Source organism: Rodentibacter rarus (assembly GCF_001998965.1).
GTDB lineage: Bacteria > Pseudomonadota > Gammaproteobacteria > Enterobacterales > Pasteurellaceae > Rodentibacter > Rodentibacter rarus.
Genome location: NZ_MLHJ01000062.1, coordinates 1 through 26,675, shown reverse-complemented (window position 1 = coordinate 26,675; position 26,675 = coordinate 1). Strand labels below are relative to the sequence as shown.

Annotated in this window: 30 protein-coding genes; 17 read left to right on the top strand and 13 right to left on the bottom strand. The window is 40.3% G+C overall.

Features of this window, described 5'->3' with window-relative positions; all coding sequences use genetic code 11:
* The 4 genes from BKK50_RS07130 to rpsL form a co-directional block, all read right to left on the bottom strand.
* The coding region (locus BKK50_RS07130; protein WP_244149405.1) for a GTP-binding protein at positions 1–235 on the bottom strand (235 nt) is incomplete at its 3' end.
* 64 nt (positions 236–299) lie between these two features.
* On the bottom strand, positions 300–2,402 hold the full coding sequence (gene fusA / locus BKK50_RS07125) for an elongation factor G (protein WP_077416704.1): 2,103 nt from the start codon (positions 2,400–2,402) through the stop codon (positions 300–302).
* A gap of 84 nt (positions 2,403–2,486) precedes the next feature.
* Positions 2,487–2,957, bottom strand: a complete 471-nt coding sequence (rpsG, locus tag BKK50_RS07120) for a 30S ribosomal protein S7 (protein WP_018356117.1) — start codon at positions 2,955–2,957, stop codon at positions 2,487–2,489.
* Positions 2,958–3,113: 156 nt separating this feature from the next.
* Positions 3,114–3,488, bottom strand: coding sequence for a 30S ribosomal protein S12 (gene rpsL, locus BKK50_RS07115; protein ID WP_005543325.1), 375 nt, complete (start codon positions 3,486–3,488; stop codon positions 3,114–3,116).
* Between the two features lie 263 nt (positions 3,489–3,751).
* On the opposite strand from rpsL, the gene BKK50_RS07110 reads away from it, so the two are divergent.
* The 10 genes from BKK50_RS07110 (at position 3,752) to dusA (ending at position 14,012) form a co-directional block, all read left to right on the top strand.
* Entirely contained in the window at positions 3,752–4,183 is a 432-nt protein-coding gene (locus tag BKK50_RS07110; protein WP_077416703.1) for a PTS sugar transporter subunit IIA, read from the top strand.
* Positions 4,170–4,640 carry a PTS sugar transporter subunit IIB gene (locus BKK50_RS07105; RefSeq protein ID WP_077416701.1) on the top strand — a complete coding sequence of 157 codons (471 nt, stop codon included), beginning with the start codon at positions 4,170–4,172 and terminating at the stop codon, positions 4,638–4,640. Before BKK50_RS07110 ends, BKK50_RS07105 begins: the two co-directional genes overlap by 14 nt.
* The gene (locus BKK50_RS07100) at positions 4,637–5,407 is read left to right on the top strand and encodes a PTS mannose/fructose/sorbose/N-acetylgalactosamine transporter subunit IIC (protein WP_077416699.1); all 771 of its coding nucleotides are present in this window, start codon (positions 4,637–4,639) and stop codon (positions 5,405–5,407) included. The genes BKK50_RS07105 and BKK50_RS07100 overlap by 4 nt, the downstream gene beginning before the upstream one ends.
* Positions 5,404–6,222, top strand: coding sequence for a PTS system mannose/fructose/sorbose family transporter subunit IID (locus BKK50_RS07095; protein WP_077416697.1), 819 nt, complete (start codon positions 5,404–5,406; stop codon positions 6,220–6,222). Before BKK50_RS07100 ends, BKK50_RS07095 begins: the two co-directional genes overlap by 4 nt.
* Positions 6,219–7,061, top strand: a complete 843-nt coding sequence (locus BKK50_RS07090; RefSeq protein WP_077416695.1) for a tyrosine-protein phosphatase — start codon at positions 6,219–6,221, stop codon at positions 7,059–7,061. Before BKK50_RS07095 ends, BKK50_RS07090 begins: the two co-directional genes overlap by 4 nt.
* Positions 7,062–7,143: 82 nt before the next feature.
* Positions 7,144–8,388, top strand: coding sequence for a histidine-type phosphatase (locus BKK50_RS07085; protein ID WP_077416693.1), 1,245 nt, complete (start codon positions 7,144–7,146; stop codon positions 8,386–8,388).
* A gap of 56 nt (positions 8,389–8,444) precedes the next feature.
* The gene (locus tag BKK50_RS07080) at positions 8,445–10,397 is read left to right on the top strand and encodes a BglG family transcription antiterminator (protein ID WP_077416691.1); all 1,953 of its coding nucleotides are present in this window, start codon (positions 8,445–8,447) and stop codon (positions 10,395–10,397) included.
* A gap of 73 nt (positions 10,398–10,470) precedes the next feature.
* On the top strand, positions 10,471–11,577 hold the full coding sequence (locus tag BKK50_RS07075) for a YdcF family protein (protein ID WP_077416689.1): 1,107 nt from the start codon (positions 10,471–10,473) through the stop codon (positions 11,575–11,577).
* Positions 11,578–11,665: 88 nt separating this feature from the next.
* Positions 11,666–12,748 carry a porin gene (locus BKK50_RS07070; RefSeq protein WP_077416687.1) on the top strand — a complete coding sequence of 361 codons (1,083 nt, stop codon included), beginning with the start codon at positions 11,666–11,668 and terminating at the stop codon, positions 12,746–12,748.
* A gap of 280 nt (positions 12,749–13,028) precedes the next feature.
* Positions 13,029–14,012 (top strand): tRNA dihydrouridine(20/20a) synthase DusA, encoded by a 984-nt coding sequence (gene dusA, locus BKK50_RS07065; RefSeq protein ID WP_077416685.1) that lies wholly within the window; start codon positions 13,029–13,031, stop codon positions 14,010–14,012.
* 292 nt (positions 14,013–14,304) lie between these two features.
* Here the strand turns inward: dusA and BKK50_RS07060 are convergent, their stop codons facing one another.
* The 3 genes from BKK50_RS07060 to mobA are packed head-to-tail and all read right to left on the bottom strand — an operon-like array spanning position 14,305 to position 16,260.
* Positions 14,305–15,060, bottom strand: coding sequence for a DeoR/GlpR family transcriptional regulator (locus tag BKK50_RS07060; RefSeq protein ID WP_077416682.1), 756 nt, complete (start codon positions 15,058–15,060; stop codon positions 14,305–14,307).
* 26 nt (positions 15,061–15,086) lie between these two features.
* Positions 15,087–15,671 (bottom strand): rhomboid family intramembrane serine protease, encoded by a 585-nt coding sequence (locus tag BKK50_RS07055; RefSeq protein ID WP_077416680.1) that lies wholly within the window; start codon positions 15,669–15,671, stop codon positions 15,087–15,089.
* 22 nt (positions 15,672–15,693) lie between these two features.
* Positions 15,694–16,260: a molybdenum cofactor guanylyltransferase MobA gene (gene mobA / locus BKK50_RS07050; protein ID WP_077416678.1), complete on the bottom strand. Its 567-nt coding sequence runs from the start codon at positions 16,258–16,260 to the stop codon at positions 15,694–15,696.
* Between the two features lie 66 nt (positions 16,261–16,326).
* Here mobA and BKK50_RS07045 point away from each other — a divergent pair, with 66 nt between their 5' ends.
* The 6 genes from BKK50_RS07045 (at position 16,327) to BKK50_RS07020 (ending at position 19,982) form a co-directional block, all read left to right on the top strand.
* On the top strand, positions 16,327–16,593 hold the full coding sequence (locus tag BKK50_RS07045; protein WP_077416676.1) for a YihD family protein: 267 nt from the start codon (positions 16,327–16,329) through the stop codon (positions 16,591–16,593).
* A 9-nt stretch (positions 16,594–16,602) separates the two neighbouring features.
* A complete protein-coding gene (gene dsbA / locus BKK50_RS07040; protein WP_077416674.1) occupies positions 16,603–17,208 on the top strand; it encodes a thiol:disulfide interchange protein DsbA in 606 nt (201 codons plus the stop codon).
* Positions 17,209–17,263: 55 nt separating this feature from the next.
* On the top strand, positions 17,264–17,599 hold the full coding sequence (locus tag BKK50_RS07035; protein ID WP_077416706.1) for a MaoP family protein: 336 nt from the start codon (positions 17,264–17,266) through the stop codon (positions 17,597–17,599).
* Between the two features lie 108 nt (positions 17,600–17,707).
* A complete protein-coding gene (gene trmA / locus BKK50_RS07030) occupies positions 17,708–18,799 on the top strand; it encodes a tRNA (uridine(54)-C5)-methyltransferase TrmA (protein WP_077416672.1) in 1,092 nt (363 codons plus the stop codon).
* Positions 18,781–19,554, top strand: coding sequence for a class I SAM-dependent methyltransferase (locus tag BKK50_RS07025; protein ID WP_077416669.1), 774 nt, complete (start codon positions 18,781–18,783; stop codon positions 19,552–19,554). Before trmA ends, BKK50_RS07025 begins: the two co-directional genes overlap by 19 nt.
* On the top strand, positions 19,548–19,982 hold the full coding sequence (locus tag BKK50_RS07020) for a SoxR reducing system RseC family protein (protein WP_077416667.1): 435 nt from the start codon (positions 19,548–19,550) through the stop codon (positions 19,980–19,982). Before BKK50_RS07025 ends, BKK50_RS07020 begins: the two co-directional genes overlap by 7 nt.
* Before the next feature lie 272 nt (positions 19,983–20,254).
* On the opposite strand, the gene deoD is transcribed toward BKK50_RS07020, so the two are convergent.
* From deoD to BKK50_RS06995, 5 genes are all read right to left on the bottom strand, one after another.
* On the bottom strand, positions 20,255–20,974 hold the full coding sequence (deoD, locus tag BKK50_RS07015) for a purine-nucleoside phosphorylase (RefSeq protein WP_077416665.1): 720 nt from the start codon (positions 20,972–20,974) through the stop codon (positions 20,255–20,257).
* An 87-nt stretch (positions 20,975–21,061) separates the two neighbouring features.
* Positions 21,062–22,309, bottom strand: a complete 1,248-nt coding sequence (locus tag BKK50_RS07010; protein ID WP_077416663.1) for a NupC/NupG family nucleoside CNT transporter — start codon at positions 22,307–22,309, stop codon at positions 21,062–21,064.
* A gap of 95 nt (positions 22,310–22,404) precedes the next feature.
* Positions 22,405–23,202 carry a 4Fe-4S cluster-binding domain-containing protein gene (locus tag BKK50_RS07005; protein WP_077416661.1) on the bottom strand — a complete coding sequence of 266 codons (798 nt, stop codon included), beginning with the start codon at positions 23,200–23,202 and terminating at the stop codon, positions 22,405–22,407.
* 41 nt (positions 23,203–23,243) lie between these two features.
* On the bottom strand, positions 23,244–23,876 hold the full coding sequence (pdxH, locus tag BKK50_RS07000; RefSeq protein ID WP_077416659.1) for a pyridoxamine 5'-phosphate oxidase: 633 nt from the start codon (positions 23,874–23,876) through the stop codon (positions 23,244–23,246).
* Positions 23,877–23,938: 62 nt separating this feature from the next.
* Positions 23,939–25,582 (bottom strand): ABC transporter substrate-binding protein, encoded by a 1,644-nt coding sequence (locus tag BKK50_RS06995; RefSeq protein WP_077416658.1) that lies wholly within the window; start codon positions 25,580–25,582, stop codon positions 23,939–23,941.
* A gap of 67 nt (positions 25,583–25,649) precedes the next feature.
* Between BKK50_RS06995 and BKK50_RS06990 the strand changes: the two genes are divergently transcribed.
* The gene (locus tag BKK50_RS06990) at positions 25,650–25,856 is read left to right on the top strand and encodes a hypothetical protein (protein ID WP_077416656.1); all 207 of its coding nucleotides are present in this window, start codon (positions 25,650–25,652) and stop codon (positions 25,854–25,856) included.
* On the opposite strand, the gene BKK50_RS06985 is transcribed toward BKK50_RS06990, so the two are convergent.
* Positions 25,853–26,675, bottom strand: an 823-nt coding sequence (locus BKK50_RS06985) for a YadA family autotransporter adhesin (RefSeq protein WP_143529778.1), incomplete at its 5' end; no start/stop codon positions are given. The genes BKK50_RS06990 and BKK50_RS06985 overlap by 4 nt on opposite strands.

Genomic DNA, 26,675 nt, shown 5'->3' with positions numbered 1-26,675 from the left:
GTGCATAGTGACGGGTTGGGGTATCATATTCAACGTGTGAAGTGTTGATGGTGATACCACGTGCTTTTTCTTCAGGTGCATTATCGATTTGGTCAAATGCACGCGCTGAACCACCGTAGTGTTTTGCTAATACTGTGGTGATTGCTGCTGTTAAAGTTGTTTTACCGTGGTCAACGTGACCGATTGTACCCACGTTTACGTGCGGTTTTGTACGTTCAAATTTTTCTTTAGACATTGCTAATATTTCCTGAAAGTGCGGTATAAAACCGAAGAGATTTTATACCGCTGGTTTACAAAAATTATTTTTTACGCGCTTCAATCACTGCTGCAGCAACGTTTGTTGGTGCTTCAGCATATTTTAACGGTTCCATTGAGTATGATGCACGACCTTGGGTTTGTGAACGTAAGTCTGTTGCATAACCGAACATTTCAGAAAGTGGAACTTCTGCATCAATTTTAACAACAAATTCGTTCGCTTCTTGACCGTTAACCATTGCACGACGGCGGCTCAAGTCACCAATTACATCACCCACATACTCAGGTGGCGTTTCAACTTCTACTTTCATGATTGGCTCAAGTAGAACTGGGTTTGCTTTAGCGAACGCTGCTTTAAATGCTAAAGAAGCGGCTAATTTAAACGCAAGTTCGGATGAGTCCACATCATGGTACGAACCGAAGTGTAAACGTACACCAAGGTCAACTACCGGATAACCCGCTAATGGACCGGATTTAAGTTGTTCTTGGATACCTTTGTCAACCGCAGGGATGTATTCACCTGGGATCACACCACCTTTAATTTCGTTAACAAATTCGTAACCCGGACCTTCCGGCTCTAATGGATATAAATCGATAACTACATGACCGTATTGACCACGACCACCGGATTGTTTTGCGTGTTTACCTTCAACATCATTAACACGGGTACGGATAGTTTCACGGTAGGATACTTGTGGTTTACCGATGTTTGCTTCCACTTTGAATTCACGTTTCATACGGTCAACGATGATATCTAAGTGTAACTCACCCATACCTGAAATAATAGTTTCACCGGATTCTTCATCCGTATGAACACGGAATGACGGGTCTTCTTGTGCTAAACGACCTAATGCAATACCCATTTTTTCTTGGTCTGCTTTGGTTTTCGGTTCTACTGCAACAGAGATTACCGGCTCTGGGAATTCCATACGCTCAAGAATGATTGGCGCTTCAATCGCACATAACGTATCACCCGTAGTCACATCTTTTAAGCCGATTGCCGCTGCAATATCGCCTGCACGAACTTCTTTGATTTCTTCACGTTTGTTTGCGTGCATTTGAACGATACGACCAAAACGTTCACGTTTTTGACGCACAGAGTTCAACACGGTATCCCCTGAGTTAATCACACCAGAGTAAACACGGAAGAAGGTTAAGTTACCCACGAATGGGTCGGTTGCGATTTTAAACGCTAATGAAGAGAACGGCTCTTCATCGCTTGCATGACGCTCGCCTTCAGTTTCATCCGGGTTAATTCCTTTAATTGCAGGAATGTCTGTTGGTGCCGGTAAGTATTCAACCACCGCATCAAGCATGGCTTGAACACCTTTGTTTTTAAAGGCAGAACCACAGGTTACCAAGATGATTTCGTTCGCTAATACACGTTGACGAAGACCTTCTTTGATTTCTTCTTCCGTCAATTCTTCGCCGCCGAGGTATTTTTCCATTAATTCTTCCGAAGCTTCAGCCGCTGCATCAACAAGGTTTTGACGCCATTCTTCACAATCAGCAACCATGTTTGCAGGGATATCTTCATAAGTGAAGGTCATACCTTGGTCAGCTTCATTCCAGTTGATTGCTTTCATTTTGATCAAATCAACTACACCGGTAAAGTTTTCTTCAGCACCGATTGGAAGTTGAAGTGGAACAGCATTCGCCCCTAAACGCGTTTTTAATTGCTCAACTACACGTAGGAAGTTTGCTCCGGTACGATCCATTTTGTTGACAAATGCGATACGAGGAACTTCATATTTATTTGCTTGACGCCATACGGTTTCTGATTGTGGTTGAACACCACCTACCGCACAGTAAACCATCACCGCACCATCAAGAACACGCATAGAACGTTCTACTTCAACAGTAAAGTCTACGTGTCCCGGGGTGTCGATAACGTTGATACGGTGTTGTGGAAATTGTTGAGACATACCAGACCAGAATGCGGTGGTTGCCGCAGAGGTGATGGTGATACCGCGCTCTTGCTCTTGTTCCATCCAGTCCATTGTTGCCGCACCATCGTGTACTTCACCGATTTTGTGGCTCACACCTGTATAGAATAAGATACGTTCAGTAGTAGTCGTTTTACCCGCATCAATGTGCGCACTAATACCGATATTGCGATATCTTTCAATAGGAGTTGTACGTGCCATTATTATAACCTTGTTTAGTTTAATATCTGTTTATATAAGGGTAAGGCTTCATCAATGATGAAGCCCTTTAAGTTCAAAAGCTTATTACCAACGGTAGTGAGCAAATGCTTTATTCGCTTCAGCCATGCGGTGAACGTCTTCACGTTTTTTCACTGCTGCACCTTTGTTATCAGAAGCATCTGATAATTCGTTTGCAAGGCGTAAAGCCATTGATTTATCACCACGTTTACGGGCAGCCTCTACGATCCAACGCATACCTAATGCGTTACGACGAACCGGACGAACTTCAACCGGTACTTGGTAAGTTGAACCACCAACACGACGAGATTTAACTTCAACGGTTGGACGCACATTTTCAAGTGCGATTTCAAAAGCTTCTAAAGGTTCTTTACCTGTACGCTCAGATAAGGTTTCTAATGCACCGTAAACGATGGATTCAGCAACGGATTTTTTACCGTCAACCATGATTACATTAATAAATTTTGCAAGTAATTCTGAACCGAATTTCGGATCTGGAAGAATCTTGCGTGGTTCAATACTACGACGACGTGGCATTGCGAATTTCTCCGTATTTTAATCTTCAGGATATCCAAAACTCATCAGCAATCTTTCTCTGTTGAGAAATTTTGCAGCGCAGTGCGCTTTTGACTGGAGTTTATGGTTTAAATTGTTTGCTAATTTAGACGTTTGGCCTTACTTAACGGAGAACCATTAAGCTTTAGGACGTTTAACGCCGTATTTAGAACGACCTTGTTTACGATCTTTTACGCCTGCACAATCTAATGCGCCGCGTACTGTGTGGTAACGCACACCCGGTAAGTCTTTAACACGACCGCCACGGATTAATACAACACTGTGCTCTTGAAGGTTGTGACCTTCACCACCGATATAAGAAGTTACTTCAAAACCGTTTGTTAAGCGAATACGACATACTTTACGTAACGCTGAGTTAGGTTTTTTAGGAGTTGTAGTATATACACGAGTACATACACCACGTTTCTGCGGGCAAGCCTCTAATGCAGGAACGTTGCTTTTTACAACCTTTTTCACACGCGGTTTGCGTACTAGCTGGTTGATAGTTGCCATTAAAAAAGCTCCAGTTTAAATGTTATTCAATAATAGAATGTTGTTCAAAAAATCTACTTCCGATATAGAAATAGACGGCAAATTCTAATGATTTCCCCCACTCTTGTCAATAATTAAACATACGCCAAGACCGGAAATCCTCACTCCGTTTCCTCTTGTTTCGAATTTAGTTTGCGCGATATATCGTGCAATTCTAAAAATTGAGTCAATCATCACTTTCTCCTACATTGTCATCAATACTTAACTCAATGGAGAAAAACACAATGTCAAAAGAAATTGCCCTCGTGTTAATGAGCCACGGAAACTTTGCCAAAGCGGCAATAGAAAGTGCGGAATTAATTGTGGGAAAACAAACAAACTTTGAAACCTTATCAATATTTACCGTAGATAACGTTTCTCACTTAAAACAAGAACTACAAGAGAAAATCGCCTCATTAGATACGCAATCAGGGTTGATTTTTTTAACCGATATTCTCGGTGGCACGCCGATGAATTTGGCCTCTCACTTAATCACAAAAGAAAATATTTTAGTCTGTTGCGGATTAAATTTACCCCTATTACTCGATGTACTAATGAATCGTGATTTACCATTTGATGAAATGAAATCGCTTATTCAAACAGCCTATCAAAACGGATTAACCATTCGAGATTTCAATGATTTACAAAAACAGGAGGACGAAGATGATTTGCTTTAGTCGCATTGATGATCGCTTAATTCACGGACAAGTCGTTACCACTTGGGTCAATCTATTCAAAGTAGAACAAATTGTGGTGCTAAACGATAAATTAGCGACCGATCAAACTCAAAAAAATATTTTAGCTATGGCTGCTCCACAAGACATCAAAGTTGTCGTACTGACAATTGAAAAATTTGCAGAAATTTATCGAACCAAAGGACTCAGCAGACGCACAATGTTACTGTTTACCAACAGTATTGATGTGTTATCAACCGTCAATGCAGGCGTTCCTATTAATGAACTAAATGTTGGCGGAATGCGTTTTCAAGAGGGGAGAACCCAATTAACGAAAGCTTTATCTGTGACTAACGAAGAGCGTTCGGCTTTTCAACAACTTTTGGATAAAGGGGTGACGGTGACCATTCAAATGGTACCCAATGATGAAAAAGTAAACTTAACGGAGGTGATTAAATGATAACTGCACTTTTCGTTGCATTATGGGCGGGTATTTGTGCGATTGATGATATCGGTACGCAAATGATTAGACGACCACTCTTGATCGCAACAGTTGTCGGCTTAATTATGGGTGACTTACAGACCGCACTTTTAATTGGTGCAACCTTAGAAGTGATGTGGATGGGCGTAGGGAATGTTGGTGCCTATTCCGCACCGGATATGATTTCAGGTACCGCAATTGGCACGGCATTAGGCATTGCCGCAGGAGGTACAGAAGCAGCGATTGCCCTTGCTGTTCCAACCTCATTACTTGCTCAGCAACTTTTGATTTTATACCGTTCTGGCATTGTAGCCCTAAACCCAATTGCAGAGCGTTGGGCCGAAGAAGGAAATTTCGATAAAATTTTTCGCATACAATATATTCCAATGGCAATCGCTTTCTTAATTCGTGCGGTGCCTACCTTTTTAGCCGTCTATTTCGGCGCGGATTTAATCGCACAAATCGTTGCACAATTACCGGGTAAAATGATTACCGGTTTAAATGTTGCCGGCAAAATCATTCCCGCTATCGGTATTGGTTTACTTATGTTAATGATGTTGAAAAAAGCAGAACTCTGGCTCTTCTTAGTCGCAGGTTTCACGCTCGCTGTTTATCTTAAATTATCCGTCTTACCGATTACCCTAATTGCCTTACCGTTAGCCCTAATTTATGACTTGGCAATTCATAAAAATACTCAAGCGGTAGCTTCCAATCAAAATACGAATGATGAGGACTATGACCTATGACCCAGCAAACTTCACACAAAATTACTAAACAGGATTTAAATAAAGTCTTTTGGCGAATGCAGTTACTTAATGTCACCAATAATTATCAATCTATGCAGGCAATCGGTTTTCTATCCAGTTTTATCCCTGTTTTAAAACGACTTTATCAAGATAAACCTAAAGAACAGAAAGTCGAGGCAATGAAACGCCATTTAAAATTCTTTAATAGCCACGTCAATTCAGACGCCTTAATTCTAGGTATTACGGCAGCGGTGGAAGAATCCACCCAAGAAAATGAAAAAGAAACCGTCACCGCAATAAAAACCGGTTTAATGGGGCCGCTAGCAGGATTGGGTGATAGTATTTTGAAATTCACTTGGTTACCTATCTGTGGCAGTATCGGTGCAGCACTCGCACTAAATGGTAGCCTGTTAGGCCCCATTTTAATGTTCTTGCTCTACAACATTGTCAATGTTGCCTCCAAATATTATGGTATCCATTATGGTTACCATAAAGGGATGGATATGATTAACGGTAACAGCAATATTTTACAACGTGTCAGCAATATGGCGAACGTTGTGGGGCTAATGGTTATCGGCGCATTAATCGCTTCTGTTGTGAGGGTGAAATTCGGTGTCGAGTTTAGTGTGGGTGAAAATACGATCAAACTGCAAGAAATGTTCGATAAAGTGATGCCCAGTTTGTTCAGCCTATTAGTCACGGTCGGTATTTATTCAATACTGAAGAAAACCAATGGTAAATATGCTGCCACACTGATTATTGGCACAATGCTCCTCTGTATTGCGCTTGTCTATTTGGGAGTATTAGTAAAATGACGGCAAATTTACAACAACAAGCCCAATTACGAACCCTCCCCATAGAAGGAATGAATAACTTTCGTGATATGGGGGGCTATCTCACCCAAGATCACCGAAAAGTCAAATGGAATCGGCTTTATCGTTCCGATCATTTATACAATGTGACTGAAAATGGGATAGCAATGTTAAAACCCTTGAATATTCAGGCAGTGATCGACTATCGCAGCCCAAATGAAATTGCTAAATATCCCAATAAGGTGATAGGGGCAGAGAAAATTTACCAATTTGACCCCAACGCTCACACGGCAGAATTGGCTGCACAATTCACTTCATCAAAGGAAAATGAAGATGAAAATCTGGTGAATAAAATTATTGAGCAGAAACAAAACGGTTGTTTGGTACATTATGATGATATTGTAATGAAACAATACAAAAATTTTGTGGAAAAACCAGAATGTCAAAAAGCTTTTGCTTCAATGTTAAAAGTTGCCGCTAATCTGAAAGGGGAGGCATTTATACAACATTGTCGAGGGGGGAAAGATCGCACCGGTTTTGGCGCTATGTTATTGCTAGGGGTTTTAGGGGTCGATAAAAATCAAATTATTGATGATTATATGCTGACCCATATCAATCGCTTGGAACGTAATCGTCAAAAAATGGCAATTTACCGTCAACTCACCCAAGATCAAGAAGTATTGAATTATCTTTATTCACTTATTGATACCAAACCCGAATTCATTGAAATGTCGATTGATACCATTGAACAGAAATATGGTTCAATTCAACGCTATACTGAACAGCAACTTGGCATCAGTAAGGCTGAAATTATTCAATTGCAAGCAGATTATCTTGAATAATCAGGTCATATCTTCTTAAAGTGCGGTCAATTTTGCCAATATTTTTGCGTTATGCCGCACGACTCAATAACTGAGGTCTAACATGAAAAAATCATGTCTTTTTCTACTCTGTGCTATGAGCTTTTTATCAAATCATGCTATAGGTTCTATCCATACTACGCCAACGACCGACTATCAGCTGGAAAAAGTCTTTATTTTTAGCCGACACGGTGTCAGAACGCCGATTATCAAATCGGATAGTCAACTCACACAGGTTACTCCCTATCAATGGACGGCTTGGCAAGAAGCCCCGGGAGAATTAATGTCCAAAGGCGCTGACTTGGAGGTTAAATTCGGGCGTTATATTCGAGATTACCTCAATCAACAAGGTTTAACAAAAATCAACCAATGTTTACCACCTGAACAAGTGTTGATTTATACCAATAGCCTTCAACGAACCTTAGCAACAGGCCAAGCATTAACATTGGGGCTCTTCCCCGGCTGTGGCATTCAGCTGGTAAACAATGTGGCCCTTGGCACAATGGATCCGGTATTTAATCCGATTGTGCGTAATGATAGCCAAACCTTCAAACAAGAGGCCATTTCACGCATTCCGTTAAAACAAACTCATCAAAAATTACAAACAGCATATCAAGTGCTTGGTGAGGTGATTGATTATGCCCAATCCCCGCATTGCCAAGGCAAAACCGACTGCGCTTTTTTCTCTAAAGAAGGAACACTGAAAATTGAAAAAGGAAAAGAGGTGGGAGTATCCGGTTCATTACGTCTGGGTAAAACGATTGTGGATAATTTGTTGATTGAGCTTTATGCTAATCCGCTTTCATCAAAAATACTCAGTCGATTAACATCGGAGAAATGGGAAATCATCAATCAAATTAAAAATGAATATTTCACCGTGTTACGAGGCGAAAAATTCATCGCAAGTCACCTTGCCCAATCCTTAGCCACATTTATGCAGCAAGAATTGAACAATTCCCAGCGAACAATGAGTTTATTGGTCGGACATGATACCAATATTATTACCCTACTCGGTGCATTAGGGGTAAAATCATACCGCTTGCCAAATCAGTATGAATCGACTCCAATTGGAGGGAAAGTCTTTTTTGAAATATGGCGGGATAAAAAGAACAATACAAAATGGGTAAATACACAATATGTTTATCAAAGTATTGAACAAATTCAGCAAGATCAAGCATTAACACTGACCACTCCACCACAGTCCGTTCAACTTCATTTTGAACAATGCAAAGAAAATGAACTGGGATTTTGTGCATATTCGGATATTGAAACAAAATTGACTGAAATTATAAATCAATCATTTGATTAGATTAAATAAAGGCTGTTATTTCAGACAGCCTTAATACATTAAAGAAAGGGAATTAAATGGATATTAGTCAAATCTTAAGAATATTAGATAAAAATAAACGGTATAAAGCGATCTTTCTACTGCTATTAAGAAACAACCAACATATCAACAGTGAAAAGTTATCAAGTGAAATACAAGTAAGTAGCCGAACAATAAAAAATGATATTAAATATTTAAAAGAAGCATTAGAAAAATATCAAATTTCTATTTTTTCTAAAGCGGCCTATGGCTATAAGTTACATATTGAGCAAGAAGAACTTTCTAATGATCTCCTTTCTCACTTCCAGATTTCACAACTTTCCAATATCAATAATAAATTTGAACATCGGGTTAACTATATTTTACGCCGTTTACTTTCTAGCGATCAGTACATTAAAATTGAACAATTACAAGAAGCACTATTTCTAAGCTTTAACAGCTCATTAAGTAAAGAGTTATATCAAGTAAGGAAAAAACTTGCAAAGTATGAGCTTAATTTAGTGAGTAAACCTTATTATGGTATAAAAGTTGAAGGTGCAACCTTCAAGAAGATCATGCTTACGGTGAGAATGTATAAATATTTTAACTATAAAACGAAACCAAACTTTTTTATACCTCAATTTAATCAACTTTTTAATCATCCTAACAAAGAAAAAATTCGTCTCACATTAAACAAAACATTAATTCAATCTGAAATTGTGCTTTCTGATATTTATGCTGAACGATTTCTATTATATTTGATTTATTTTTATCACCAATGCGAACAGAAAAGGGATTATCATATTGATCTCCCTGTTTTACCATTTCATTATAAAAAGACAAAAGAATATCTGTTTTTAACTCAACTGAGTGAAAATCTAAAACAGGAAAAAAACGCCTTTTCTTTCTCTCCGGAAATAATGCGATTTCTCACTTACATTCTCATCATGAGCAATGATCTTTATCGTTATGCTGATTGTAGTAAAGAAAACTATAATAACCTCATCAAACAAACAACTGAAATTCATCAATTTATTTTTAATGAAATTTCCTCTACGCTATATGTCGATATTTCTTCTGACCAAACAGGATTCAAAGATCTATTTAAGCTCCTCATTCCTATCACAATGAAAATTTCACTCGGTGTTTCAGATGATGTCGATCTCGGTTTTTATAATACAAGTATTGTTCAATCTAACCCTTTACTACTAAAAGTCATTGAAAACTTAAACCGTTCGTTTAAACAAAAATATTACTATCAATTTTCACAACGAGAAAATTACTTTATTTTTGATGTACTTTCCGGCATTTTCAATCGAATAGAATTAAGTAAAAAGAAACTGAAATTAGCGATCATCTCAATTAATGGTAGGTTAAGCACTCAACAAATCAAATTCAATTTAAAAAACTATTTTAGTAATGAAATACTCAAAATTGATACCAAAATGCTCTATGAATTGGAGTTAAATAAAAATCTCGATTACGACTACTACTTATGCAATAGCTATGGTAAGAATATGGATATTCCTTATTCTCCTATCTATTATGCTGATGACAACATGCAAGAGAATGAATATGTGAGTTCACTTTCCTCTATTTTCTACCATACCTATCAGTATGATAAAACCTTACCTAAAATCACACCTAAACTTATTTCAAAAGAATATAAACTCAATATATTCCCTATCCAAAACCACTTAGAACAAGGCAAAAACTATCTCTACTTAGATATTTTATCTAAAAAACAGAAAATAGGTATTTACTGCAATTTATCTGCGAAAGAAGAAAAATTTGATATCTATCATTTCTCAGATAGTGAAGATTTCACTTTACATGGTGAAATTATCTTTATGGTAATTAATCTTAATATTAACCAGAATACTCAGAAGCTAAAAATGTTGATGAATATTATTAAACAAATTGTAGGTCATCAACTTGATTTACGCCAACTTTGTTTAAGTGAAAATCCTAATTATCAATTCTTTTTTATGCCGGATTATTACAACATTTAAAGCGATAGTTAATGGAAGATTAAACCATAATCTTTCATTATCACTGAAATTTGATATCGTTAAGGAGACATCAATGAAAATGTTTAAAACCCGCCGACTTTTTACCGCACTTTTATTAGGAATAGGGGCACTTTCCCTTTCAAGATGCGTAAAAAATACCCAAGATATGTCACCGCTTGGTTTTACTTTATCAAGTGTCGTTGAAGCACCTAAAGGTAAAGAAACCGGACGGGGAGAGGCGATTGAGCATCTCGTTGTAACTTATGCTCAAGATTATGAAAACGATCCTTATTTGAAAGATGATGTGAAAGCTTTTCGTCGCTGGGAATGGCAAAAGCTTTATCGCTCTTTAGATCAAAAAGTGAAAGAAAAACCTGATTATCTCAATACATACCGACTTCAAGCTGAAGCCTATCTCATTAATAAAGACTATCGCCAAGCCCTTTCTCAGCTAGATGAAATTTTACGCCGTAAACCGGATGATCTACACGCCCTTGCAGTCAGTATTTTGGCAGCAAGAACCTTGGAAGATGAAAAACAAGTCAATCAACGTTTCAATGCCTTAGAAAAACGTTCACCACAAGCGGCACAGACGATGCGTAATTTTTTCCGTTTCACCGAAAAAATTCTACAACAGCCATTTTCCACTCAACCTCAAACCCAATTGAAATTTGATGCTATTGCCGTATTCGGGCAATCACCCAATCCGGACGGTTCACCATCAAAGGGCTTATTACAACGCTTAGAAAAAACCAAAGAAATGGCGGAAAAATATCCAAATGCAAAATTGGTACTAAGTGGAGGGCCAGTCAAAACGCCTTACGCAGAATCCGATGTGATGGCAAAATGGCTGAAAGAAAATGGCGTAAATCCAAACCGTTTCTTACTTGATCCGATTGCTCGAGATACCCCGGGAAATGCAATTGGTATGGTAAAACTGTTTAAACACCATAACCTGCATACTATTCTTGGTATCGGAACACAACTTCATATCCCAAGAGCCACCGCTGTATTAAAAGGTTACGCTGATTATGTGGGCTATCCGCTCAAAATTGACGGCGTTGGCGGTGGGAGCGCACCAAGTGCTGAGAAAAAACAGATTGAAGCGCTTTATACCTATGTCAATGTTGCCCGCTCAATGGGATTATTCACGCTCAGTGATTTTCAACGTTTCCAATAATCATTAAAACTCTACAATTTCTCAAGCATCTCTCCCCCGTTTAAAAACAAACGGGGAAGGGATTTAGCACGCTTTTTATAAGGTAAATATGATGAAAAAATTAGGCTTATTTTTATTAACTTTAGCTCTTATCCCTTACTCTTTTGCCGCACCAATCTATCAAGAAGAGGGCTCTCGAATCGATTTAGGGGGTTCGCTCCGATTCCAAATACACCATAAACAAGGCGAACGCACCGATTTAGACGATAATGGCTCACGAATTCGTTTGCGGATAAACCATAAAATTAGTGAAAATTTAACCGCACTTGGTAATGTCGAAATGCGTTTTACTGATAAAAAAACAGGGAGTTCACTCTACACTCGCTATCTTTACACCGGTTTTCAATATAAGCCACTGGGCACTTTCACTTTTGGTAAACAAATTACTAATGGTGATTTACTCAGTGCGGCAGATTACAGCTATAACCTAACCGATGTGAAAAAAGTGATTAAACGGGCAGATCAGGTCATCCATTTCACATCAAGGGAGTTCTACGGTTTTAAAGTCGGAGCAGATTATATTTTTGGTGAAAGCGGTAAACAAACCGTAGATAAAAGCGGACAAGTAAAAACGTTACCGAACACCAATGGTTATGTTTTAGCACTATTTTTCAATAATACTTTTCAAGATTGGAAAGTTGATGTGAAAGTGGGTGTTAGCCGTCAACGGAAATCAGAAACCAATATCGAACGGGCATTAGGACTGGGGTTAGGATTAACCTACCACGATTTTTCTGTGGGCTTGGATTACGGTCGCCGCCGCTATCATCAACAATATGGTTTTGGTTGGCGAGGACAAAAAGTCGAAGTAAAAAACAAACAAAGCAATGCCCAATTCCGCCAAGTGGAAGAATGGCTCGCTGCTGCCAAATATCAATTTAATCCGAAAAGTAAAATTTATGCCGGCTATTTGTGGGGGAAAGCACAATCACCAATCAAAAATGGTAAAGAAAACTTCACTACACGAAAATTAAAAGGAATTATTTTAGGCGTAGATTACAAATTACATCGCCAAGTCGTCGCATTTCTTGAGGGGGCAAAATACCGCTATAACGGAGGAAAATCAGCAAAACAACGGTTTGTTAATCATTCAGATTATGTTGTTAGTGCAGGATTAAGAATTCATTTTTAGGGATAAATAGATAAATTTTGCTGAGAAAATCCAAACCTCTACTGACAGTTTGAACCATCCACATTAGAATTGTCGTAGGGGTTTAATGATGAGGGAAAATGCCCAATGGAAAATTCTGTAATTCACAAAATATCTACTTTTGGATAGAGCTTGATTTCCCGGGTTATTCTCCTCATAATTTCGCCTTATTTTGAACGCCCTTTTCCGTTGTAAGAGATTTCCCGCCCGTAAAAAGTCTTTGGTGCGCAGAATCGCAACGATAAACAAGAGAAATAAAAAAATGCCTCAAAATCAACCGCACTTTTATCGTGGCCGTTTTTCCGTTGCGCCAATGCTTGATTGGACGACACGTCATTGTCGTTATTTTCATCGCCAATTTTCCAAACACGCGCTGCTTTATACGGAAATGGTGACAACACCGGCCATTATTCACGCTAAATACGATCTGTTAGATTTTGATCTTTGTGAAAATCCCGTTGCCCTACAATTAGGCGGAAGCGATCCTGAGCAGCTTAAACATTGTGCAAAACTGGCGGAAGAACGAGGCTATCATGAAATTAATCTGAATGTAGGGTGTCCTTCCGATCGGGTTCAGAATGGGATGTTTGGTGCGTGCTTAATGGCAAAAGCGGATTTGGTGGCGGAATGTGTCGAAAAGATGCAACAGGCGGTAAAGATTCCGGTGACGGTGAAAACCCGTATCGGTATTGATGATTTCGATAGTTATGAATTTTTATGTGATTTTATCGAAAAAGTGCAGAATAAAGGGGGGCAGGAGTTTATTATTCACGCTCGTAAAGCTTGGCTTTCCGGATTAAGCCCAAAAGAAAACCGTGAAATTCCTCCACTCGATTATGAACGAGTCTATCAGTTAAAGCGTGATTTTCCTCAGCTGAAAATTGTCATTAACGGTGGTATCAAAACCATTGAGGAAATGCAGCAGCATTTACAATTTGTCGATGGGGTGATGGTAGGTCGTGAAGCCTATCAAAATCCGAGTTTACTTGGCACGATTGATCAAGCTTTGTTTGATGTCACGATGCCGATCATTACACCAAGAGAAGCGGTGCTGGCGATGCTCCCCTATATTGAACAGCAACTTAGCCAAGGGGTTTATCTCAACCATATCGTTCGCCATATGCTGGGTGCGTTTCAACATTGTAAAGGGGCCCGCCAATGGCGACGTTATTTAAGTGAAAATGCTTTCAAACAAGGCGCAGGCGTTGAGGTCGTGGAAAAAGCATTAGATTTTATTGAAAAATAGGAAACATTAAGTGTGATAGGGTTCACAAATTTACATATTTATGGTTTCCATTTTAGGCTATTTGCCGGATAATAAAATACACGATTTGAGAGGGAATCTCGTCGTATTTCTTGAACTATCGAGCCTTGCTTTTCTTGACAACTCAAGTGTCTTTCCCCCTAGCTTACAAATCATTTTGATGTGTTTTAATTGTCGTACTATAACCCATTTTGTTTTTTGGATTGGTCTTAACCGCATTGGTTTGATATGGATATCAAAAAACAAAAGTGCGGTTAGAAATAACCGCACTTTTTTACTTGCATACCACTAATTTAGTTTTTGTCTCTTGCAAATACTGCGCAATAGAAAGTGGCACTTCATCGGTAAACAAATATTCCACATCACGTAATTCCCCTAAACGGACAATTGCCTGTCGGGTAAATTTGGAATGGTCGGTTACCAGTAAGGTTTGGCGTGAACTTTCCATAATTGATCGCTTCACCTGTACTTCATGATAATCATAATCCAGTAATGAGCCATCGGAATCAATGGCACTGATGCCAAGAATCCCGAAATCTAAGCGGAATTGGGAAATAAAATTGACGGTTGCTTCGCCAATAATGCCGCCATCCATACGCAGTGACCCCCCAGCCATGGTAATTTCAAAACTTTCATTTTGGCGGAGCAGATGTGCGGCATTAAGATTATTGGTGACAATGCGTAAACGCTCATGATTAAGGAGTGCATTCGCCACAGCCTCCGGTGTTGTGCCGATATCAATAAATAATGATGCACCATTGGGAATGTATTTGGCGACCTCTTGGGCAATGCGGTTTTTTTGTGAAGAAAAGAACAGTTTGCGATCAATATAATCGGAATTTTCCACTGAAGAAGGCGAAGCCGCCCCCCCATGATGACGGCGGATTAAATCCAATTCCGCAAGAATATTCAGATCCCGCCGGATAGTTTGAGGGCTCACTTCCAAGCGATTCACCAAATCCTCAGTGCTTAAATAACCATATTGACTGACTAACTCAATAATTTTTTGATGACGAACGGACTGTTTCATTCTTGTATCCTTTCAATGAATAATGTTTATATTCTATACCGATTCAACGAAATTTTACTATCAATGAATCCCCAAACTAATCCGATGATCAAGCCTGAAATATGAGCGGCATTGCCAAGATAAATATCAAATAATGGGCTAATAAACCCAAATACCAGCCCGACTAATAGCATCGTAAAGAAACCTTTGGGGAGCTCAAAAATATTGGCGTTGAGTTTATCCACTATAAAAACATAGCCTAATACGGCATAGACTACGCCGGATAAACCAAAGAAATTTGGACCGGAGAAGTAATTTTGCACCACGCCTGTCAGCACAGCAGAAACAAGAAAAAGAAGGAACAGTTTCATTGCGCCAAAATGGCGTTCAATCACGCCGCCAAATAACCAAAACCACGATAGGTTCGCAATAATGTGAATATTCGACAAATGGACAAAACTATGGGTGATATAACGCCAACGTTCCCAATCCTGATCAAAGTAAACCGGGTAATGGAACATTTCCATGATATTTTCTTCAAAGCCGATTTGTTGTAATAAATACACCACAACACAAATCGCAGTGATGAGGTGTAGTGGAGTGAAATAACGGGATAAACGAATAGATTGCATAAGGTGTTGAACTCAATGGGTTTTATTGTAAATCATCCAAGGTATTAAAATTAACAAACCGGCCTTCAGTGCGGTTAAATATGACGGATTTTCCGCCATTTTCGTGCATAAATTGCAATAATCGGCGTTCACCGGAGGCAAGATACTGACGGAGTTTTTCTTTTAATTGAACAGACATTAAACAAAATGTGGGATGAGGGCGTGCTTCATCAGCGGCATAGGCAATTAAAGTGCGGTCATTTTCTACCGCACTTTTTAATTTTTCGAGCAAATTATTAGGAAAAAAAGGGCTATCACAAGGGGTGAATAACACAAAATCTGTTTTGGCTTGTTCAAGAGCGGTCAACATTCCGCTTAACGGACCTTGAAAATCCGGCAATTCATCGGAAAACACGGGAAAGCCCAATTTTGCGTAGTCGGCAACGTTGCGATTCGCATTAATGGCAATGGTTGAAATTTGAGGTTGTAACACTTCAATAACGTGTTGGATTAACGATTTTCCCAGCAAAAGTTGCAAGCCTTTGTCACGTCCTCCCATTCGCCTTGCCTTTCCCCCCGCTAAAATTACCGCACTTATTGTCATTACCATATTTTATTCTGTTGCTATTTCAAGTATCATCTAGCCTTATTTTTCTACATAGGAAAGGAAATAGCAATGAAATGTAAACGTTTAAATGAAGTTTTGGAACTTTTACAGCCCTATTGGTCTAAAGCGCCGGATTTAAGCTTGATGGAAATCTTGCAAAAAATCGCCAACGAGTCCGGTTTCCAAAAGCCACTCAATGAATTAACCGATGAAGTGATTATTTATCAGTTAAAAATGGATGGTACGGATAAACACGAGCCTATCCCCGGCATCAAAAAAGACTATGAAGACGATTTTAAAACCGCATTGTTAAAAGCACGCGGCATTATTAAGTAAGGAGAAACAATGAAAAAATTTTTACTCGCATTAGGTGCATTTCTTTCCGTCAATGTCATGGCAGCAGACTTACAAGAGGGCAAACAATATATTCAAGTAAGCCAACAAGCCGCACCACAAAAAGAGGTGATTGAATTTTTCTCTTTTTATTGTCCGCATTGCTATTCCTTTGAAATGGAATATAAAATTCCTCAGCAAGTGAAAGACGCATTGCCGGAAGGGGTAGCGTTTAAACAATATCACGTGAATTTTTTAGGGCGTCAGTCTGAAAATTTAACCCGTGCTTGGGCATTAGCTATGGCATTAGGTGTGGAAGGTAAAGTTAAAGCGCCATTATTTCAGGCAGCACAAAAAGATCGCTTAAAATCTATGGACGATATTCGTTCGATTTTTTTAGATAACGGTATTACGGCAGAACAATTTGATGGCGGTATCAATAGTTTTGCGGTGAATGGTTTGGTGAATAAACAAGTGAATGCGGCGGCGCAATTTAAAGTGCATGGTGTGCCGGATTTTTATGTGAATGGAAAATTCCGTGTGAATCCTGAAGGTTTAAATTATGATGATTTCGTTAAGGATTATGTGGAAACCGTAAAAGGTTTATTGCAAAAATAACGAAAAATTGGTTTAATGCCTGCCGTTTTTAATCAATGAAAAGAGAGAGATGATCATGGCTGCAAGTTTTAGTGTTACCCGTCGTTTTTTTGACGACAAAAACTACCCACGAGGGTTTTCCCGCCACGGTGATTACACCATCAAAGAATCACAAGTGCTTGAACAATACGGTCAAGCGTTTAAAGCTTTGGAACTAGGTGAACGTGAACCGGCAACAAAGGAAGAAAAAGAGTTTGTTGCATTCTGTCGTGGAGAGCGTGCACCGGAAACTTTCTTTGAAAAAACATGGCATAAATACCGCACCCGCATTAATACCACCAAACGGGTTTACACCCTCTCCGGTGATGTGAGCGAAGCCGCATCCGGTGGTGATGATTATTCCGGCGAATAAGGAAATCAACCAAGGCAGGCAGAAGCCTGCCTTTTGTTTTTTAGCATTATTCTTCATCCCTGCTTGTGGGCGGAGGAAAGAAGTTTGTCATCTAAGAATGAAAATCCTATGCAACTCCCCGTTTCTCAATATTACGAATTACTCCAAAAAAAACAGGAAAAACTGACCGCACTTTTACGCCCGTTTAATGCCCCGCCTCTTCAAGTGTTTGATTCACCAACCCGTCATTATCGTATGCGGGCGGAGTTTCGCATTTGGCACGAACAGGATGATTTTTATCATATTATGTTCGACCAAGCCACCAAACAACGCTACCGAGTGGATACATTTCCTATCGCAAGTCGGCTCATTAATCAGATGATGCAAAGCTTGCTCCCCTTGCTCAAACAACAAGAAATATTGCATAAAAAATTATTTCAAATCGATTATCTCAGCACCTTGAGCCATAAAATCATCGTGAGCCTGCTGTATCATAAACCCCTTTCTGAAGAATGGGAACGTGCGGCAAAAACTCTGAAAATTTTACTTGAAGAACAAGGTTTTGAGGTTCAGATTATCGGACGGGCGAGCAAGCAAAAAATTTGTTTAAATCAAGATTATGTGGACGAAGTATTGCCTGTTGCAGGGCGAAATTATGTCTATCGCCAAGTAGAAAACAGTTTCACTCAACCGAATGCGGTGGTGAATTGTAAAATGTTGGAGTGGGCGCTCGGTTGCACCGCAGGTAGTGAAGGCGATTTGCTTGAGCTTTATTGTGGCAATGGCAATTTTTCGATTGCCTTGGCACAAAATTTCCGCAAAGTGCTTGCCACGGAGATTGCCAAACCCTCTGTGGTGGCGGCGCAATTTAATATTGCCGAAAATGGGGTGGATAACTTGCAAATCATCCGAATGTCGGCAGAAGAATTTACCCAAGCAATGAACGGCGTGCGATCTTTTAATCGGTTAAAAGGCATTGATTTAACCGCCTACGAATGTAACACCATTTTTGTGGATCCCCCTCGTGCGGGGCTTGATCCCGACACGGTAAAATTGGTGCAAAATTATGATCGTATTTTGTATATTTCCTGTAACCCGCATACCTTATGTGATAATTTGCAAGAACTTTCAAAAACACACCGGATTGAAAAAGCGGCGTTGTTTGATCAGTTCCCTTACACCGATCATATGGAAAGTGGCGTATGGCTGATTCGCAAGTAAGGATTCAATTGCATTGTGAATCCACAGAAAAAACACTCGAAAATTTAACCGCACTTTGTCATGCTTTAGGGGTAATTCATGATGCGCAAAGCCCTCTTGCCTTGGTACAAACGGACGAGCGGTTAGAATTACGTAAATTAGACGAACCCAAACTCGGGGCGGTCTATGTGGATTTTGTCGGCGGTGCGATGGCTCATCGGCGAAAATTTGGCGGCGGACGGGGCGAAGCCATCGCAAAAGCTGTCGGGATTAAGGGAAATGAACTCCCCACCGTAATCGATGCCACTGCTGGATTAGGGCGTGATGCCTTTGTGCTTGCTGCTATCGGTTGCCAAGTACGTTTAGTCGAACGCCACCCTGTTGTACATTTACTGTTGCAAGACGGCTTAAATCGTGCCTACCAAGATGAAGAAATTGGGAAAATGTTGCAACAAAATTTACAATTATTACCGGTTCACCATATTCAGGAGCTCAGCCCTGAAACCAATTGTGTGGATGTGGTTTATCTTGATCCTATGTATCCACACAAACAAAAATCGGCTTTGGTGAAAAAAGAAATGCGGGTATTTCAGCATTTAGTGGGGGCAGATTTAGATGCCGATGAATTGCTTCTTCCGGCATTACACCTTGCCCGCAAACGGGTGGTGGTAAAACGCCCAGACTATGCAGAATTTCTCGCCCAAAAATCACCGCACTTTAGCCGTGAAACTAAAAATCACCGCTTTGATATTTATTTGGGAGAAGCCCAGTGTTAAAAGAAAGTGCAATCGTCATCCACTATGAAAATGGCATCGCCAAAGTAAAATGCCAATCCCAAAGTGCTTGCGGACAATGTGCCGCCCAGAATAGCTGTGGTATGGCGAGCCTTTCTGAACTCAATGGCAAGCGGGGGGAACATATTTTTACGGTGGAAAGTATGATGCCTCTCCGTGAGGGGCAAGTGGTAGAAATTGGTTTAGAGGAAAAATCTATGCTGTTTTCTGCTTTACTGATGTATATCGTGCCACTTGTTGTATTACTAATAACAACAGGGTTATCCCATTACATCAGCGAAAATGAATTAAGCCGAGCCACCGTGATTTTTCTTTTTACCGCCCTTTCTTTTGCACTCATTAAGCGTTATACCAAAAAACTCGGCCAACAAACGGCGTTTCAGCCGATTTTGTTACGTGTACTTTCTTGAAAACGTAGAAAACTTAGCCATTAGACTCATTTTATGCAAGGCAGGTGTTGTATTGCACAGGGCTTAGTTGCTTTAATTGAATAGATTAATGATGGAAATAATAAAATGTCATAAAGCCTGATTTAATGCTGTTTAAAGATCTCAAACCACTTGGCAAAATAGCATATCATAGGCGATGAAATAAGCCTTTAATCGGTGGTGTAGTTAGATAATACTGGCATAATCGAAAAGAGCGATCAATTTGACCGCTCTTTTGCTTTTCTAGCCTTGAACTAGGCGTTTTTATCGTCAATTAAAATACTTTCTAACGCAATTTCAATCATTTCGTTGAAGGTTAATTGACGCTCTTCCGCACTGGTTTGTTCGTGGGTGCGGATATGGTCGGAAACCGTACAGATGGTTAATGCACGGGCCCCATACTCTGCGGCAACACCATAGATTCCCGCTGCTTCCATTTCCACGCCGAGAATGCCGTATTTTTCCATCACATCGAACATCTCAACATCCGGTGTGTAGAATAAATCTGCCGAGAATAAGTTACCCACTTTCACTGCAATGCCTTTCTCTTTTGCCGCTGCAACAGCTGCACTGGCTAAACCAAAATCAGCAATGGCAGCAAAATCATTATCTTTAAAGCGAATACGGTTGACTTTAGAATCCGTACAAGCCCCTAAGCCTATCACCACGTCACGCAATTTGACATCCATTTTTACTGCGCCACAAGAGCCGACACGAATGATTTTCTTCACACCATATTCGGTAATTAATTCTTTTGCATAGATCGAGCAAGACGGAATGCCCATACCGTGTCCCATCACGGAGATTTTACGCCCTTTATACGTCCCGGTGAAACCAAGCATATTGCGTACATTGGTGACTTCTTTCACATCATCTAAAAATGTTTCTGCGATATATTTAGCACGAAGCGGATCACCCGGCATTAATACGCTATCTGCAAATGCACCTTCAGGTGCGTTAATATGTGGAGTCATAGTATTTACCTCTTTTTTGACTATTATTTGAAAGCAATGCACCACGGCAACCGTGGTGCAAAAAATATTGTGAAAATTTACCGCACTTTAGAGCACAGCGCCACTTAATCCGATGAAAAGCCCGGCAATGGTGGCACTCATTAAGTTAGCCAATGTTCCGGCAATAACTGCTTTTAAACCTAAACGTGCAATATCGCTGCGGCGATTTGGCGCCATACCGCCTAACCCGCCAATTAAAATGGCAATCGAGCTGAAGTTGGCAAAACCGCAAAGGGCGAAGGTAATAATTGCTTTGGTTTTTTCACTTAATACGACAGCGGAATCCGGTTGTAAGTATTTGGCAAATTCAAGGTAGCCCACAAATTCGTTTACCGCTAATTTCATTCCGATCATTTGTCCCGCAATACCGGATTCTTCCCAAGATACGCCAATCAAATAAGCAAGCGGTTTAAAGACCCAGCCGAAGATGGCTTGTAAAGTTAAATCACCATAGCCGAACCAACCGCCCACACCACTTAAAATACCATTAATAAGAGCAATTAAGGCGACAAAGGCAATCAACATCGCCCCCACGTTTAAAGCTAATTGCATACCGGCACTTGCACCGCCAGCCATTGCTTCTAATACATTGGATGGTTTTTCGCTGTCGTCTGCTTCAGGTTGAGAATCGGTAAATTGTTGAGTTTGAGGATAAAGGATTTTTGCAAATAACAAACCTGCCGGTGCAGCCATAAAGGAGGCAGCGATTAAGTAAGTGAGTGGCACGCCCATACCGGCATAACCCGCCATCACTGAACCGGCAATAGAGGCGGTGCCTCCCACCATAATGGCAAATAATTCGGATTCGGTCATTCGGCTGATATAAGGTTTCACCACTAATGGCGCTTCTGTTTGACCCACGAAAATATTGGCGGCGGCAGACATAGATTCCGCTTTTGATGTGCCCAACACTTTTTGCAATGCACCGCCAATGATTCTAATCACTACCTGCATAATACCTAAATAATAAAGCACAGAAATTAAGCCGGAAAAGAACACGATGATCGGTAATACTTTCACCGCAAAAATAAACCCGATATTGCTGGGATCAGCCAATCCACCAAAAACAAAATTAATCCCTTCGTTACCGTAAGCAATGACATTCGCTACGGCATCAGCCGTTGCCCCTAAGGCTTTTTGACCTGCCGGTACATATAAAATAAGGGCGGCAAATCCAATTTGGATCGCAAACGCCCCTAATACTGTTCTCCAGTTAATCGCTCGGCGATTATTTGAGAATAAAAATGCGATGGCAATTAACACCACCATACCAAGAATGCTCATTAAAATACTCATACACACCTCAGAATCGTTAAAGATAAAATCGCCGTCATTCTACTGTTTTTTTATAAAATTGTGTGAACTTTTTCCCAAAAAAGTAACACAATCATCTAATAAATCGTCAATATGTGATCAATCCCGCATTTTTTTGCATAATCGGCAAGTTGGTCGGTTTCCCCTTGACTTGGTACAAAATCCTGCAAGCCTTGTTCATCTCGTGCGCCCTTGGTATGCACACGGATAATTTTCAGCAGAACATTGGGATGAGGTTTGAGGAGAATGGCAAGTTGATCGATTAATTTAAAAGCATCAAAAAAATCCCTCACAAAAACTAACCGCACTTCTTCCACTTTATTGAGAGGAAGCAGTTTTGAGAGATTCGACAAATTGCGAGTAAGGTTTTCGGTTTTTATTCGTTGTGTTTCGGATAATATGTTATTTGGAATCAGCCCTTTACGATTTTTCCGATCAAAACACAGGGTTTGTAATCCCATCCCCTCACCTTTTAAATCGAACAAAAATTTATCGGTCACCTCAATCAACGGGCGAATACGCTCAAAATCAAAAAAACCGCTGCTATCCAAATAGCAACTTAATCCTTGCGTACGCAGGGTATGAAATAAAGGAATCAGCTTTTTATGATGGAGTGTGGGTTCACCGCCAGAAATCGTGACACCACGAATAAAAGGAACAGCCTCCATCACTTGATCATAGAGATAGCGTAAACTCACCTGACTTACGCCTTCGGCATAGCGTGGGATGGTTTCGGGATTGTGACAATACAGACAGTTCAGTTTACAACCCTGTAAAAAAATACTACTGCGATTACCTTGCCCTTCCACATTAGAAAAAGGAATAATGCGATGAAGCGGGACGTAGAGAGAATCAAGCGTGGAAAGTGCGGTCATTTTTTTCCTTATTTTAGTGACTATATCTGGCACCTATGATGCTAAGGTGAAAGGCGTTCACGAATCCAGTCATTATTTTCAAGACGATAGCGAATACGGTCGTGCAGGCGACTTGGGCGACCTTGCCAAAATTCTACGCAATCCGGGACAACGAGATAGCCGCCCCAATGGGATGGGCGAGGAACATTAATGGGATGTTTTGCCGCTATCAGCGCTGCTTTTGTTAAGAGCGATTGATAGCCGGAAATAACCGCACTTTGCTCACTTGCCCAAGCACCAATACGGCTGGTATAAGGTCGGCTGGCGAAATACTCGTCAGATTGTTCGTCCGGGATTTTCACTGCTTTACCTTCAATCCGCACTTGACGTTCCAGTTCCGCCCAAAAGAATGTCAGCGCCACATAAGGATGATGTTCAATAGCACGCCCTTTATGGCTGTGGTAGTTCGTGAAAAAGACAAAACCTTGTTGATTAACTTCTTTAAGTAATACCATACGGCTACTTGGTCGATGATTTTCATCAACGGTTGCAATGTTCATCGCTGTAGGTTCATTAACTTGGCTTGTTATTGCCTCGTTCATCCACAATTCAAACTGTGAAAGAGGATTTTTATGGCAATCATGTTGTGAGAGCACACGTTTACGGTATTCCTCTCGAATATTATGCAAATCCATTTTCGTCTCCTGTTAAAAAAGCCCTTATGAGAAATAAGGGCTTAACATATCAATGTGATAGACTATTTACCATCCACGCTCACACCATAAAAAGCATCATAACCAAATGGGCTTTGAACATAGCCTTTTACACGAGGACTGAGCGGTGCAAAACCAACGGAGTGTGCTACCGGAATCCAAGGGGCTTGCTCATGTGCAATCACTTGGGCTTGTTTATAGAGGGCTGCACGTTCTTCTCTGTTGGTTAAGCCAATGGCTTTGTCTAATAACGCATCAAATTCGGGATTTTTGAAGCGTGCCAAGTTGGAATTGCCTGCATTGGTACTTGCTAATAATGGCGATAAGAAGTTATCCGGATCGCCGTTATCGCCCGACCAGCCGAAGATACCTGCCGTTAATTCGCCGGCTTTTGCCCGTTTTTGATAATCCGCCCATTCATAGGTCACCGGGTTGGCTTTCACGCCGATTTTCGCCCAATCTGCCATCACAAGCTCTGCCATTCGTTTTGGATTTGGGTTAGAGGCACGCACCACCGGTTGAATCCAGAAATCTGTTTCAAAACCGTTCGGATAACCCGCTTCAGCTAAAAGCTGTTTCGCTTTTTCCGGATCGTAAGGATAGTCTTGAACCTCATCGTTATAGCTCCAAATCGTTGGCGGTAATGGATTTTTCGCCGGTGTGCCTGCACCTTGATAAACCGCATCGATAATGGCTTTTTTATCTACCGCATAATTTAATGCTTGGCGAACTTTCACATTATCAAAAGGGGCTTTTTCCGTGTTAAAGGCAATATAAGCCACGTTTAATCCTTTTTGTTCTAACAGTTGAACTTTAGGATCGGTTTTCATTTTGGCTAGGTCCGCCACATTTGGGAATAAAATTAAATCACAGGTTCCGGCTTGTAATTTGGCATAACGGGTGGTGGCATCCGGCACAATGCTAATCACTAAGCGATCAAGCGGGGTACGACCTTTCCAGTAATTTTCATTGGCGACATATTGTGCAGCCTGGTCAATTTTATAATCCACAAAGATAAAAGGACCCGTCCCCACAGGACGATGATCAATGGTTTCCGGTTTGCCCGCTTTTAGCATTGCATCGGCATATTCCGCAGAATAAATAGAAATAAAATCCATACCTAAGCTTGCCAAGAAGGTGGCATCTTTTTTATTTAAAGTGATACGCACCGTATTATCATCGACTTTTTCCACAGATTTTAATAAATCAGGAAATTTCATTGCCTTGAAATAAGGATAAGTTCCTTTTGACACATTGTGATAAGGATGATTTGGATCTAACTGACGTTGGAATGAGAAAAGCACATCATCAGCGTTGAAATCACGAGTTGGGGTAAATTCCTTCGTGGTATGGAATTTCACGCCTTTGCGGAGATGGAAAGTATAGGTTAAGCCGTCTTCGCTAATCTCCCAACTTTCCGCTAACGCCGGCTCGATATCGGTTGAACCTTTTTTAAACTCGACTAATCGGTTATAGACTTGTTGTGAGCTGGCATTATAAGAGGTTCCCTCCATCACCAGTGCCGGGCTAAAACCTAAAGGGGCTTTCGCCGTGCAATACACAAACGTATTATTTGATGAGGCTGAATGATTTGCTGCTTGTGCATTTTTATCCGAAGTGCCTGATTGATCACAGGCGGCTAAAAATAAGGAAGCCGTCACAAGTGTTAAGGTTGTTTTTAGTTTCATAATGTATCCTCTAATTGAAAATAAAACCGATAGAGACGATCCGTTTTTCAGGAAAAATTGAAATGGTGTGTTTGAGTTTACCGATAGCAAAAAATTTATCAACTGTTGTTATTCCATTAAAAACCTTTCTGATGAATATTTTCCAAAAACTTATGCGCTCCAGATAAAAATGGGCGTACTTTGTACACCCATTCTTGATTTCAATTTTAAAGTGACAGTCAAACTACAACGATTAAAAACACCATCAATTTTGACCGCACTTTTCGTTAATTAAAATTTCCAGCCAATTGCGGCACCTCCGGCATAATCACCTGAGTTATTGGCACTTCCTCCAATATTAATAATCATACGACCGTTATCCGTTACTTTTGAATAGCCGACAGCAATCGCAGAGGCACCACGGTAAGTGCCGCCTCCAAGACTCAACATACTTTCTCCGGCACGAGAGGATTGTGGTAATAAACTCATTGCTACAGCCGATGCAATACCGCTGCGTAAACGGCGATCAACACGATTGATACGACTATGAACTTCTCCCATATTTAAGGATAGTTTTTGATTAAAGTAGCCTAAATTGACAGCATCAGTCGCATCTTTAGGATCGGCAACATTGGTTACCCGTACAGGTTTATCCGAACCACTATTAACTCGAACAACTTCTGTTTGACGTTGAACATCTTTACCCGATTCAGGATCAACGTAAACTAATGGTCCTTCCATTTGCAATTGTGTCAATGCCTGACTTAGCGTTTTCTTATCGGTATCACCATAAATATCAAAGTTGCCTTCAATATCCGAGTTACCTAAATCAATCTTGGCATCATCCGCAAGTGTTAGGGAATTATTAATCGTGACATCTTGTAAGATGGTATTTCCTTTAACCTCGAAATCTTTTTCAACCGTTAAATTTCCTGAAACTGTTGAATTGCCTTGCACTAAACTGTCACCGGCAACCGTACTATTTCCACCTACGGTTAAATCTTTCGTAATTGTCACGTTGTTTGTTACGTTGAGATCCTTAGTGGTCGTTGTGCCTTCAATTGTCGCATTGCCTTTCACGGTGCTGTCACCTGCAACGGTGCTATTACCGCCC